At 68.6% G+C, this 12,534-nt stretch carries 10 protein-coding genes; 5 read left to right on the forward strand and 5 right to left on the reverse strand.

The annotated features are described in order from the left end of the window. The first annotated feature begins 156 nt into the window (after positions 1-156). The 5 genes from ABB34_RS02355 to ABB34_RS02375 all read left to right on the forward strand — a co-directional run bounded on the left by ABB34_RS02355 (position 157) and on the right by ABB34_RS02375 (position 7,072). On the forward strand, positions 157-1,884 hold the full coding sequence (locus ABB34_RS02355; RefSeq protein WP_425478933.1) for an ArnT family glycosyltransferase: 1,728 nt from the start codon (positions 157-159) through the stop codon (positions 1,882-1,884). Positions 1,885-2,026: 142 nt separating this feature from the next. Next, positions 2,027-2,788 carry a phosphatase PAP2 family protein gene (locus ABB34_RS02360; RefSeq protein WP_057639634.1) on the forward strand — a complete coding sequence of 254 codons (762 nt, stop codon included), beginning with the start codon at positions 2,027-2,029 and terminating at the stop codon, positions 2,786-2,788. Next, positions 2,785-4,440 (forward strand): phosphoethanolamine transferase, encoded by a 1,656-nt coding sequence (locus ABB34_RS02365; protein ID WP_083490025.1) that lies wholly within the window; start codon positions 2,785-2,787, stop codon positions 4,438-4,440. Before ABB34_RS02360 ends, ABB34_RS02365 begins: the two co-directional genes overlap by 4 nt. Before the next feature lie 142 nt (positions 4,441-4,582). Next, a complete protein-coding gene (locus tag ABB34_RS02370) occupies positions 4,583-6,583 on the forward strand; it encodes a M2 family metallopeptidase (protein WP_057639635.1) in 2,001 nt (666 codons plus the stop codon). Positions 6,584-6,673: 90 nt separating this feature from the next. Beyond that, positions 6,674-7,072 carry a hypothetical protein gene (locus ABB34_RS02375; protein WP_057639636.1) on the forward strand — a complete coding sequence of 133 codons (399 nt, stop codon included), beginning with the start codon at positions 6,674-6,676 and terminating at the stop codon, positions 7,070-7,072. Positions 7,073-7,236: 164 nt separating this feature from the next. On the opposite strand, the gene ABB34_RS02380 is transcribed toward ABB34_RS02375, so the two are convergent. The 5 genes from ABB34_RS02380 to fabD form a co-directional block, all read right to left on the reverse strand. After that, positions 7,237-8,589 (reverse strand): aminodeoxychorismate synthase component I, encoded by a 1,353-nt coding sequence (locus ABB34_RS02380; RefSeq protein WP_057639637.1) that lies wholly within the window; start codon positions 8,587-8,589, stop codon positions 7,237-7,239. 288 nt (positions 8,590-8,877) lie between these two features. After that, entirely contained in the window at positions 8,878-10,140 is a 1,263-nt protein-coding gene (gene fabF, locus ABB34_RS02385) for a beta-ketoacyl-ACP synthase II (protein ID WP_057639638.1), read from the reverse strand. A gap of 143 nt (positions 10,141-10,283) precedes the next feature. Then, on the reverse strand, positions 10,284-10,523 hold the full coding sequence (gene acpP, locus ABB34_RS02390; RefSeq protein ID WP_005415509.1) for an acyl carrier protein: 240 nt from the start codon (positions 10,521-10,523) through the stop codon (positions 10,284-10,286). Between the two features lie 147 nt (positions 10,524-10,670). Beyond that, positions 10,671-11,414 (reverse strand): 3-oxoacyl-ACP reductase FabG, encoded by a 744-nt coding sequence (fabG, locus tag ABB34_RS02395; protein WP_057639639.1) that lies wholly within the window; start codon positions 11,412-11,414, stop codon positions 10,671-10,673. Between the two features lie 81 nt (positions 11,415-11,495). Further along, entirely contained in the window at positions 11,496-12,440 is a 945-nt protein-coding gene (fabD, locus tag ABB34_RS02400; RefSeq protein ID WP_057639672.1) for an ACP S-malonyltransferase, read from the reverse strand. Positions 12,441-12,534 lie beyond the last annotated feature (94 nt).

Consider the following 12,534-nt stretch of genomic DNA (forward strand, 5'->3'; position numbering starts at 1 on the left):
TGCCCTCCGTCCGGTTTCCCGTGAGCGGGAAACACGCTCCGGCCATCGTAGCGGCATGGCTGTCGCAGGAACGTCGGAAACGGCGACAATCCGCGCCACGACACGTTTCCCACGGCGGCGGCGTGATGATTTCCCTTTTCCCCAAGCGAGCCGCGCGTGCGCCCATCCAGCCCCCGCCTTTCGATCAAATCCCCGTGGTTCCCGTTGCTGCTGGCGCTGGTCGCCCTGAGCCTGCTGGCCGGGCTGGGCATGCGCCAGCCCTCGCCGCCGGACGAGCCGCGCTTCGTGCTGGCCGCGCGGCAGATGGTGGAAACCGGGCAATGGCTGCTGCCGCACCGGGGCAGCGAGCTGTACGCGGAAAAGCCGCCGACCTTCATGTGGATACAGGCCGCCACCTACAAGCTGGTCGGCGACTGGAACCTCGCCTTCCTGCTGCCGTCGCTGCTGTCGGCACTGCTGACCCTGTGGTTGACCTGGGACCTGGCGCGGCGGCTGTGGAACCGGCAGGTGGCGCGCTACGCGGTGCTGGGCCTGTTCGTCATCGTCCAGTTCGGGCTGATGGCCAAGCGCGCGCAGATCGACATGGTGCTGGTGGGCATGACCACGCTGTCGCTGTGGGCGCTGCTGCGGCACCTGCTGCTGGGGCCGGACTGGAAACTGCTGGCGCTGGGTGCGTTCGCCGCCGGCCTCGGCACCGTGACCAAGGGCGTGGGCTTCCTGCCGCTGCTGGTGCTGCTGCCGTGGCTGGCATGGCGCTGGCGCCACCCCGCCGCGGCCGGGCCGGGGCGCAGCTGGAACTGGTGGCTGATCCTGCCGCTGTTCGTCGCCGGCGCCGCGGTATGGCTGGCGCCCCTGGGCATCGCGCTGCTGCGCAACCCGGACCCGCACCTGCAGGGCTATGCCCATGAACTGCTGTTCAAGCAGACCGGCACCCGCTACGCCAACGCATGGCACCACCACAAGCCGGCCTGGTATTACCTGCAGGTGATGGCCACGCTGTGGCTGCCGGGCAGCCTGCTGCTGCCGTGGCTGTTGCCGGCATGGTGGCGCCGCCTGCGCCGCGCCGACCCGCGCTACGTGCTGCTGCTGGGCTGGGCACTGTTGGTGCTGCTGTTCTTCAGCGCCAGCCCCGGCAAGCGCGAGGTCTACATCCTGCCGATGCTGCCGGCGCTGGCGGTGGCCGCAGCGCCGCTGCTGGCGGGCCTGCTGCGGCGCACCGGCGTGCGCCGGGTGCTGCTGCTGTACGTGCTGCTGCTGGCCGCGGCGACGCTGGCCATCGGCTACGGCGCGCTGCATGGCGACGGCTGGGCGCAGCAGCACGCGGCCAGGCGGGCGATCGATGCATGGGTGCTGCCGCGGGTCGGTGCGTGGCTGCTGGGCTTCGGCATCGCCGCACTGGCGCTGGTGGCGTGGCTGCGCCTGCGCCGCGCCGGGCTGGCGGTGGTGCTGGCCAGCGTGCTGCTGTGGGCGATGTACGGCGTCGGGCTGATGCCGGCGCTGGACCCCTACAGCTCGGCATCGGCGGTCATGGACAAGGTGCGCCAGCGCATCGGCGATGCCGAGCTGGGCATGGTCGCCTGGCGCGAGCAGAACCTGTTGCAGACCCATCCGCAGGCGCTGGACTTCGGCTTCAAGCGTCCCGTCGCCGAACAGTGGGAACAGGCCGCACGCTGGGTCGCCGCCGCACCCTCGCACCGCTGGCTGTTCGTGCGCGACACGGCAATGACGCCCTGCGCCGACCGCGCGCAGGTGATCGACATCGGCAGCGCCAACCGCAACAACTGGCAACTGCTGCCCGGCACCGCGCTGGACACCGCCTGCGTGGCGCGCAGCCACGGTGGCGTGGCCGACGTGGCGCCCGCCGATGCGGACGAAGAGGACTGAACGCGGGTCACTGCGCCACGGCCACGGCGCCCTTGCGCGGGCGCCGCGGCTGAACCGTTAACACGGTTCGGACATCCCTCCGACCCACCTCCGACAACGGCATCATGACGATGCGCCCACCTCCCGTCGGCGTATCCGTTCCGTGTCCGTTTCGCCCCCTTCGTCACAAGTTCTGCCCATCACCGGCAGCACCGGCCATCGGCACGGCTTCCTCGCCCGCCACCTGCTGCTTCCCGCCTTCGCGTTGACCGCCGCCAGCCTGCTGCTGATGGCCGGCAACGGCGACCAGTGGCTGGCCGACCTGATCTTTCGCGCCGAGGGCGGCCAATGGGCGCTCCGGGATGCGTGGTGGACCAGCCATGCGCTCCATCGCGGCGGCAAGCACCTGAGCACCTTCGCCGCCGGGCTGGTGCTGCTGGCGCTGCTGCGCGCCTGTATCGACCGCCGCTGGAAGCCGCTGCGGCGACCCCTGCTGTACCTGCTGCTGGCGGTGGGCCTGTCCACCGGCATCGTCGCCCTGCTCAAGTCGTGGACGCAGATGGATTGCCCATGGGACCTGCAGCGCTATGGCGGCCTGCGTCCGTTCATCGGCCTGTTCCAATCGCGCCCGGCTGCGCTCGGCCACGCCGCCTGCTTCCCCGCCGGCCACGCCAGTGCCGGCTACGGCTGGGTGGCGCTGTACTTCTTCGCCCTGCGGCTGCGCCCGCAATGGCGCTGGCCGGCACTGGCGGCGGCACTGGCCGCCGGGCTGGTGTTCGGCATTTCCCAGCAGCTGCGCGGCGCGCACTTCCTCTCGCATGACCTGTGGTCGCTGATGATCAGCTGGACGGTTGCGGCGCTGCTCTACCTGGCGATGTTCCCGCCGGCGCAGGCAGGTGCAACCTCTGCAGGGGGCCGGGCATGAACGCCACCGCCCCGTACCTGCCGGCACCGGCCGCGCTGTTCGCGCGCCTGCGCCAGTGGCGCCCCCGGATCACCACCGAGGCATTGATCCTGCTCGCCAGTACCTTCTTCGCGCTGGCCTGCAACGGGCTGTTCTGGCGCAACGCGATGGCGACCAACCCCGGCAGCGTGCTGTTCGCATTGTCGCTGTTCGTACTGCTGGCGGGCGTGCACGCCCTGCTGCTGGGCCTGCTGCTGTGGCACTGGAACGCGAAGGTGGTGCTGGCGGTGCTGTTCATCGCCACCGCCTTCGCCACCCATTACATGGACAGCTTCAACGTCTATCTCGATGCCGACATGCTGCGCAACGTGCTGGCCACCGACCACAAGGAGTCGCGCGAGCTGATGACGCCGGCGCTGCTCCTGCCGCTGCTCGGCCATGCGCTGCTCCCATGCATGCTGCTGTGGCGGTTGCGGCTGCGCCGGCATGCGTGGGGCCGCGCGCTGGCGCGGCGGGCGTTGTTCCTGCTCGGCGTGGCCGTGGTCACCGCCGCCGGCACGCTGGCCTCGTTCCAGGACGTGTCGGCATTGATGCGCAACCACCGCGAAGTGCGCTACCTCGCCACGCCGATCAATTACCTGGTCGCGCTGAAGCAGAACCTGTCCGCCTCCAACCCGATCGGGAACCCGCCAAAACTGCCGCTCGGCACCGACGCCACGGCCACGCCGCGCGCGGCCGGCGGCAAGCCGCGCCTGCTGGTGCTGGTGGTCGGCGAAACCGTGCGCGCACGCAACTGGGGCCTGAACGGCTACGCGCGCCAGACCACGCCCGAGCTGGCGCAGGCCGGCGTCATCAATTTCCCCGACATGCACGCCTGCGGCACCAGCACCGAGGTGTCGCTGCCGTGCATGTTCTCGCCGTTCGGCCGCCACGACTACGACGCGAAGAAGATCCGCGCGCACCAGTCGCTGCTGCACGTGCTCGAACACGCCGGCATCGCCACGCTGTGGCGCGACAACCAGTCCGGCTGCAAGGGCGTGTGCGACGGGCTGGAAATCCAGCGGCTGGACGACGCCACCACGCCTGGCCTGTGCGCCGACGGCCGCTGCATGGACGAAATCCTGCTCGACGACCTGCCCGCGCAGGCCCGCGCCAAGCCCGGCGACCGCGTCATCGTCCTGCACCAGCTGGGCAACCACGGCCCCAGCTATTTCCAGCGCTACCCGGTGCAATTCCGCCAGTACATGCCGACCTGCGACACCCCGGACCTGGGCAAGTGCAGCCGCGCGCAGATCGTCAACAGCTACGACAACGCCGTGCGCTACACCGACCACTTCCTCGCCCGCACCATCGCCACCCTGCGCGGCATGGACGACTACGACACGGCGATGGTCTACCTCTCCGACCACGGCGAATCGCTGGGCGAGAAGGGCCTGTACCTGCACGGCATGCCGTATGCGATCGCGCCGGAAGAACAGGCCCGGGTACCGATGGTGATGTGGTTCTCGCCGCAGTTCGCCGCAGCCCGTGGGTTGGACCTGGCCTGCCTGCGCCAACGCGCTACGCAGCGCACCGACCACGACAACCTGTTCCCCTCGGTGCTGGGGCTGATGCAGGTCCGCACCTCCGTGCATGCGCGCGAGCGCGACCTGTTCGCCGGCTGCGCAGGGTAAATCCCCTCTTTCTGCAGGAGCGACGCCAGTCGCGACGGGGCACTCCCGGCAAAGCCCCATCGCGACTGGCGTCGCTCCTGCACTTGCGGGGGCCGCGGCGGCCCTCTAGCCTTCCGCCGGTCCATCACCACCGGGGAATCGCGTGAAACATCGTCACCTGCTGCTGGCCCTTGCCGTGAGCGCAGGCGTGCTGTCGCTGGCCGCCTGCCAAAAGGAAACCGCGTCCGAAACCACCGCCACCGGTGCCGCCGCACCCGCCCCGGCGGAAACCGCCGACCAGTTCATCGCCCGCGTCAACGCCGAATACAAGGCCATGTACCCGGAGATGACTTCGGCGCAGTGGCTGTCCTCCACCTACATCAACGACGACTCCGCGCGCGTGGCGGCCAAGGCCAACGAACGCTGGCTGACCACGCTCAACGGCTGGATCGAGCAGGCCGGCCAGTACGATGGCCAGCCGATGAGCGAGGACAGCAAGCGCGCCCTGCAGCTGCTCAAGCTGATGACCGCGATGCCGGCCCCGCGCGACCCCGCCAAGCTGGCCGAGCTGGCCACCATCGCCACCAAGCTGGAAGGCGACTATGGCGCCGGTACCTACTGCACCGGCGAAGGCGACAAGCAGAACTGCCGCCAACTCGGCGACCTGGAGCAGGTGCTGGCGCGCTCGCGCGACTACGACAAACAGCTCGATGCCTGGCAGGGCTGGCACTCCACCGCCGTCGCCTCGCGCAAGCCATACCAGCGCTTCGCCGAGCTGGTCAACGAAGGCGCGCGCGAACTGGGCTACGACGACGCCGGGCAGATGTGGCGCAGCGGCTACGACATGCCCGCCGAACAGGTTGGCCCGGAGACCGATCGCCTGTGGGAGCAGGTCAAGCCGCTGTACGAGCAACTGCACTGCTACACCCGCGCGAAACTGGACAAGGCCTACGGCAAGGACAAGGCCGAAGTGGGCGGCGGCATGATCGCCGCGCACCTGACCGGCAACATGTGGCAGCAGGACTGGAGCAACCTGTGGGACATGCTCGAGCCCTACCCCGGCGCCGGCAGCCTGGACATCACCGCCGCGCTGGAAAAGCAGTACCAGGACAACCTGAGCGCGGCGCTGCGCAAGCTCGACGGCAACGCCGACGTCGCCGCCCGCTTCAAGGCCCAGCGCGAGGCCGAGCTGGCCACCGCCCGGCAGATGACCGAGCGCGCGCAGGATTTCTACGTGTCCCTCGGGATGCCCAAGCTGCCGCAGGGCTACTGGCAGAACACCCAGTTCATCAAGCCGCTGGACCGCAACGTGGTCTGCCACGCCAGCGCCTGGGACATGAACATGGGCGGCGACGGCAAGGACGCCGGCGCGGACGTGCGCACCAAGATGTGCATCACTCCTACCGAAGAAAACTTCACCACCATCTACCACGAGCTGGGCCACATCTATTACGACCTGGCTTACAACCCGCTGCCGCCGCTGTTCCAAGGCGGCGCCAACGACGGCTTCCACGAGGCCATCGGCGACACCATCGTGCTGGCGATGACGCCGAAGTACCTCAACTCCATCGGCCTGGTCGGGCAGCCGCAGGAAAGCCGCGAGGCCACCATCAACGCGCAGATGCGCATGGCGCTGAGCGGCGTGTCGTTCCTGCCGTTCGGCCTGATGATCGACCGCTGGCGCTGGGGCGTGTTCGACGGTTCGATCAAGCCCGAGCAGTACAACCAGAAGTGGTGGGAACTGAAGGCGCAGTACCAGGGCGTGGCCCCGGCCAGCGCGCGCGGCGAGGACTACTTCGACGCCGGCGCCAAGTACCACGTACCGGGCAACACCCCGTACCTGCGCTACTTCCTGGCCCGCATCCTGCAGTACCAGTTCTACAAGGGCCTGTGCGACGCTTCCGGTTACACCGGCCCGCTCAACGAATGCACCTTCTACGGCAACAAGGAAGCCGGGCAGAAGTACTGGGCCATGCTCAGCAAGGGCGCCAGCCAGCCGTGGCAGGCCACGCTGAAGGAGCTGACCGGCACCGGGAAGCTCGACGCCGCGCCGATGCTGGAATACTTCGCCCCGCTGCAGGAATGGCTGAAGCAGCAGAACGAAGGGCAGATGTGCGGCTGGCAGGCCGACGCCGCGGCGCCCGCCGGGCCGGCGGCACCGTAACCGCCACACACGCAGGACGAAGGGCACCGCAAGGTGCCCTTCGTTGTGGCGCCCCTGCATCTTGAACACATGGCCTGACGGACGACGCCCATGCCCGACATCTCCACGAAAACAGTTCCCGAATTGCCACCTATCGCCGCAGCGCGAGCATCCTCACCTGGCATCGCCTGGCTGATTGTCGGGCTGGCGTGCAGCATCGTCGCCGCCAGCGCCATCACCCTGATCGGCTTGCTGATATTCCCGCAGTTTGCCGAGGTGTTCGCCGGCTTCGGCATCGACCTGCCGCTGTTCACCCGGTTGGTCACCCGCTATTACCCAGCCATCTGGCTCGCGCCCCTGCTGGTCATGCTGCTCTATCTGTTCTGGCCCCAGCGCAGGCACCGCGCACGGGCTGCAGGCATCGTCGGCCTGCTCGCGTTTGTCGCCGGAATACCGCTGGCCTTTCTCAGCGTGTACCTGCCGATCTTCAACCTCGCAGCAACGGTGTGACTCAGGGTATGGGTAGTGCCGGCAGCTGGCCGGCAATTGCACCATGTTACGTAGGTGCCGGGCTTGCCCGGCACGGGGCCTGATCGGGAAAGCTTCATGCGGGGCAAGCCCCGCATCTACGGGATGGCGATGTGCGGGGTTGCCGGCCAGCGGCCGGCGCTACGCTACCGTTGCAGCGCCCGCAACAGGCCGCGCGCCTTGGCGCGGGTTTCGTCCAGTTCCTTCTGCGGATCGGAATCGGCGACGATGCCGGCGCCGGTGCGGAAGCTGGCGCTGTCGCCCCCCACTTCGGCGGTGCGGATCAGGATGTTCAGGTCCATGTCGCCATCGCGGTTCAACCAGCCGAATGCGCCGGTGTAGGCACCGCGTACCTGCCCTTCCAGTTCGGCGATGATCTGCATGCAGCGCACCTTGGGGCAGCCGGTGATGGTGCCTCCCGGGAACGTGGCGGCAATCACCTGCCCCGGCGTCACCTCCGGCCGCAGCCGCGCGCGCACATTGCTGACGATGTGGTGGACGTGGGCATAGCTCTCCACCGTCATCAGTTCATCGACTTCGACACTGCCCGGTGCGGCGATGCGGCCCAGGTCGTTGCGCTCCAGGTCGATCAGCATCACGTGCTCGGCACGCTCCTTGGGATGGCCGACCAGCTCGCTGATGCGCGCGGCATCGTCGTCGCCATCGAAGCGCGGGCGGGTGCCGGCGATCGGGCGGGTCTGTACCACCTCGCCGCAGACCGACACCAGCCGCTCCGGCGAGGAGCTGACCACCGCACGCCCGGCGGCATGGAACAGGCCGGCGAACGGCGCCGGGTTGGCCTGCCGCAACCGCGCATACAACGCAGCCGGATCGAGCGGCTGGGCAAAGCACGCCTGCCAGCGGCGCGACAGGTTGACCTGGAACACGTCGCCGGCGCGCAGGTAGTCGATGACGCGGGCCACGCCATCGGTGAAACGCACGCCATCGTCTTCGTCGATCCGCGTGGGCGGCTGCCATTCCGGTAGCGCTGGCAACGCGGCCGCGTCATGCAGGTCGCGTTGCAGTTGTTCGAGCAGTGCGGCACCGGAGTCTTCCAGCACCGCGAAGCAGCGGCCATCGCCGCGATCACGCAGCACCGCCGCCGGGCAGCGCAGGGCCAGCGCCTGCGGCAGGCCGTCGCCGCGCACCGGCAGCGACAGCACCGGCTCGACCTGCGTGGCCAGTTCGTAATCCAGCAGCAGCGCCCAGCCGCCCCGGAACGGCACGTCGTCCGCGTTCGCGTCACGCGGCAGGCGCCGCGCCTGCCATTCGCGGTCCAGCGCGGCGAGGAAGTCGCCCTCGACCAAAGCACCATCCTCGCGCCGGACCCGGCCATCGGCGTCCAGCCGCAACTGGCCGCCATCGGCCATCAGCAGCATGTCCCAGCGGCCCTGCCGGCCGGCGGCGGTGGATTCGAGCAGCAGCGGGTAACGCTGCGGGGCGAGCCGGTGCAGCGCCAGCAGGTCGGTGTCGGCGTGCAGGGGGATCAGGCGGGTCATCGGCATGGGGCGGCACAGACCGCTGGTGGTTTTCCGCCCGGATCTGGCGAAGAAAGCCGGATGAGCAGAGTTTGTTTCCTTCTCCCTCCGGGAGAAGGTGCCCGAAGGGCGGATGAGGGGCGAACGGAGCCAGTGCAACCTGGACGATCATGACTTCGCTCGCCCCCAACCCCCGCTTCGCGCCCCGGCCCTTGCGCTGGCGCAAGGGCGTTCGAGGGGCAGCGAACCAGTGGTTCGCAAACTGCCCCTCTTACCCCGCAGGGAGAGGGACTCAAGCAAAAGCAAGCGTCAGACGCGCTTGAACACCAGCGTGCCGTTGGTGCCGCCGAAGCCGAAGCCGTTGGACATCACCACGTCCACCTTGGCCTGGCGGGCAACATTCGGCACGTAGTCGAGGTCGCAGCCCTCGCCCGGCTGGTCGAGGTTGATGGTCGGCGGGATGACGCCGTCGCGCAGCGCCAACACCGAGAAGATCGCCTCCACGCCGCCGGCCGCGCCGAGCAGGTGGCCGGTCATCGACTTGGTCGAGCTGACCATCATCTTGTAGGCGTGGTCGCCGAAGGCGGCCTTCATCGCCATCGTCTCGCCGAGGTCGCCCAGCGGCGTCGAGGTGCCGTGGGCGTTGAGGTAGCCCACCTGCTCCGGGGTCACGCCGGCATCCTTCAGCGCCGCGACCATGCAGCGCGCGGCGCCCTCGCCGTTCTCGCTCGGCGCGGTCATGTGGTAGGCGTCGGAACTGGCGCCGAAGCCGGCCAGCTCGCAGTAGATCTTCGCACCACGCGCCTTGGCGTGCTCGTATTCCTCGAGGATCAGGATGCCGGCGCCGTCGCCCAGCACGAAGCCGTCACGTTCCTTGTCCCACGGGCGCGAGGCTTTTTCCGGCGCGTCGTTGCGGGTGGACATGGCCTTCATCGCGCAGAAGCCGCCGATGGCGGTCGGCGAGGAACCGCGCTCGGCGCCGCCGGCCACCATCACGTCGGCATCGCCGTACTGGATCATGCGCATCGCGGTGCCGATCGAATGGTTCGAGGTGGCGCAGGCGGACACCGCCGAGAACGACGGCCCCTTCAGCCCGGCGATGATGCTCAGCTGCCCTGGCAGCATGTTGATGATGGTCTTGGGCACGTAGAAGGGCGAGATCTTCCTGCCCTCGTGGAACTCGATGGCCTGTTCCTCGATGCCCAGCAGGCCGCCGATGCCGGCGCCGACGATGGCGCCGATGCGCTCGGCGTTGGCCTCGGTGATCTCCAGCCCGGAATCGTGCAGCGCCATGAACGCCGCGCCCAGGCCGTAATGGATGAACGGGTCCATCTTCTTGGCGTCCTTGCCGCTGACCCGGTACTTGCCGAACTGCGCGTTGTCGGCGGTGATGTCGAAGTCCTTGACCTCACCCGCGATCCTGGTGGTGAAACGCTCCAGATAGGCGTCTGCAACATTCGTCAGCGGGCCGATGCCCGAGCGGCCATTGACGATGCCTTCCCAGCTGCTGGCCAGGTCATTGCCCAGCGGCGACACCATGCCCAGGCCGGTAACGACGACACGACGACTCATTGCGGATTCTCCTGGTCCCGTTCGTGGGGGACGTTCCCGGGGATTGTGGAATTGAAGCGGAAATACACGGGGCCGCATTCCGCGGCCCCATGAGTGCGGCGCGGCCCGGCGCACAGCCCGGCCACGCCTGCGTCAGGCATGGATCAGGCCTTGACGTGGGCCTTGATGTAATCGATGGCAGCCTGCACGGTGCTGATCTTCTCGGCCTCTTCGTCCGGAATCTCGCACTCGAATTCCTCTTCCAGCGCCATCACCAGCTCGACGGTGTCCAGCGAGTCTGCGCCCAGGTCATCGACGAACGATGCGCTGTTGGTGACTTCCTCTTCCTTGACGCCAAGCTGTTCGACGACGATTTTCTTGACGCGTTCTTCGATGGTGCTCATTGGATATCGCTCCAGATGGAGTAGTGGTTCAAAAGGCGCCATCGGATTGATGGCCGTGGGATAGTGTAGTGGAAACCGCCGGACCCATGCATTCTGGCAAAAAGCCACGGCGATCAACCACTTGGGCGCAGTCCCTGCGCCACACGCTTACGGCATGTACATGCCGCCGTTCACGTGGAGGGTTTCGCCGGTGATGTAGTTGGCCGATGGACCGGCCAGGAACGCCACCGCGCGGGCGATGTCCGCCGGCTCGCCGAGGCGGCCCAACGCGATCTGGCCGAGCATCGCGGTCTTGGCGTCCTCGGGCAGATCCTTGGTCATGTCGGTGTCGATGAAGCCCGGCGCGACCACATTGACGGTCACGCCGCGGCTGCCGATTTCCTTGGCCAGCGACTTGGAGAAGGCGATGATGCCGGCCTTGGCCGCGGCGTAGTTGGCCTGGCCGGCGTTGCCGGTGACACCAATGACCGAGGCGATGTTGACGATACGGCCCTTGCGCGCCTTCATCATGCCGCGCATCACCGCCTTGGAGGTGCGGTAGACGCTGGTCAGGTTGGTGTCGAGGATGGCCTGCCAGTCCTCGTCCTTCATCCGCATCAGCAGGTTGTCGCGAGTGATGCCGGCGTTGTTGACGAGAATGGTGATGGCGCCGAACTCCTTGCCCACCGCGTCGATCAGCGCCTCCACCGCGCCCGGCTCGGTCACGTTCAGCGCGCGGCCGTGGCCGCCCTGCGCGGCCAGGCGCCCGCCGATGGCGGCGGCACCGGATTCGGTGGTGGCGGTGCCGATCACGGTCGCGCCCTGCGCGGCCAGTTCGTCGGCGATGGCCGCGCCGATGCCGCGGCTGGCGCCGGTGACGAGCGCGATTTCACCCTGCAATGGCTTGCTCATGCATTTTCCTCGATGGCGGGCGGCCGAACGGCCACCGGAGGCGATGCGGCACGCGCGGTGCCCCATCGCGGCTCGCATTGTTTAGTGGGTCCACTCGTCCAGCGCGGCGTCGAAATCGGCGGGCGTGCCCAGCGGACGGGCTTCCAGCGACTTGTCGATGCGCTTGACCAGCCCGGTCAATACCTTGCCGGGGCCGCATTCGGCCACGCTGGTGACGCCGCGCGCGGCCAGCGCCTGCACGCACTCGGTCCAGCGCACCGGCAGGTACAGCTGGCGCACCAGCGCGTCGCGGATGGCCTCGACGCTTTCATGCACCTGCGCATCGACGTTCTGCACCACCGGCAGCACCGGCAGGCGCCAGTCCAGCCCGGCCATCGCCTCGGCCAGGCGATTGGCGGCCTCGCGCATCAGCGGTGTGTGCGAGGGCACGCTGACGGCCAGCTTGACCGCCTTGCGCACGCCCTTTTCGGCCAGCAGCGCCAGCGCGCGATCGACCGCGGCGGCATCGCCACCGATGACGATCTGGCCGGGCGAGTTGTAGTTGGCCGGCACCACCACCTGGCTGCCCGAGGCCTGCCCGCAGACCTCCTGCACCAGCGCATCCTCGGCGCCAAGCACGGCCGCCATCGCACCGACACCGGCCGGTGCGGCTTCCTGCATCAGTTGCCCGCGCAGGCGCACCAGGTGTGCGCCCTCGCGCAGCGACAATGCGCCAGCCGCGACCAACGCGGTGTATTCGCCCAAGCTGTGCCCAGCCAGTACCAGCGGGCGCTGCACGCGCTGCCCGGCCCACAGCCGCCACACCGCGACACCGGCGGCCAGCAGCGCCGGCTGGGTGTATTCGGTGCGATTGAGTTGCTCTTCCGGTCCGCCCTGCGACAGCGCCCACAGGTCGACGCCGGCACCGTCGGAAGCCTCGGCGAACGTCTCGCGGACCTGCGGGTGCAGTTCGGCCAGTTCGGCCAGCATGCCCAGCGATTGGGAGCCCTGGCCGGGGAATACGAAAGCGAGTCGGGAATCGGTCACGCGGTCATTCACTGCATGAATCAAGACCGCCCATGATAATCGCGAATGTCGCCACCCGTCTGTACTGCCGCGTATGCAGGTGCGGCGGCACGGC

The organism is Stenotrophomonas daejeonensis (assembly GCF_001431505.1).
In the GTDB taxonomy this organism is placed as follows: domain Bacteria; phylum Pseudomonadota; class Gammaproteobacteria; order Xanthomonadales; family Xanthomonadaceae; genus Stenotrophomonas; species Stenotrophomonas daejeonensis.

What these genes read in the sequence shown, in the direction of transcription:
- ABB34_RS02375 (WP_057639636.1), top strand. Translation starts at nt 6,674, where the DNA reads ATGCCCGACATCTCCACGAAAACAGTTCCCGAATTGCCACCTATCGCC.
- fabF (WP_057639638.1), bottom strand. Translation starts at nt 10,140, where the DNA reads ATGAGTCGTCGTGTCGTCGTTACCGGCCTGGGCATGGTGTCGCCGCTG.
- fabG (WP_057639639.1), bottom strand. Translation starts at nt 11,414, where the DNA reads ATGAGCAAGCCATTGCAGGGTGAAATCGCGCTCGTCACCGGCGCCAGC.
- ABB34_RS02380 (WP_057639637.1), bottom strand. Translation starts at nt 8,589, where the DNA reads ATGACCCGCCTGATCCCCCTGCACGCCGACACCGACCTGCTGGCGCTG.
- ABB34_RS02365 (WP_083490025.1), top strand. Translation starts at nt 2,785, where the DNA reads ATGAACGCCACCGCCCCGTACCTGCCGGCACCGGCCGCGCTGTTCGCG.
- acpP (WP_005415509.1), bottom strand. Translation starts at nt 10,523, where the DNA reads ATGAGCACCATCGAAGAACGCGTCAAGAAAATCGTCGTCGAACAGCTT.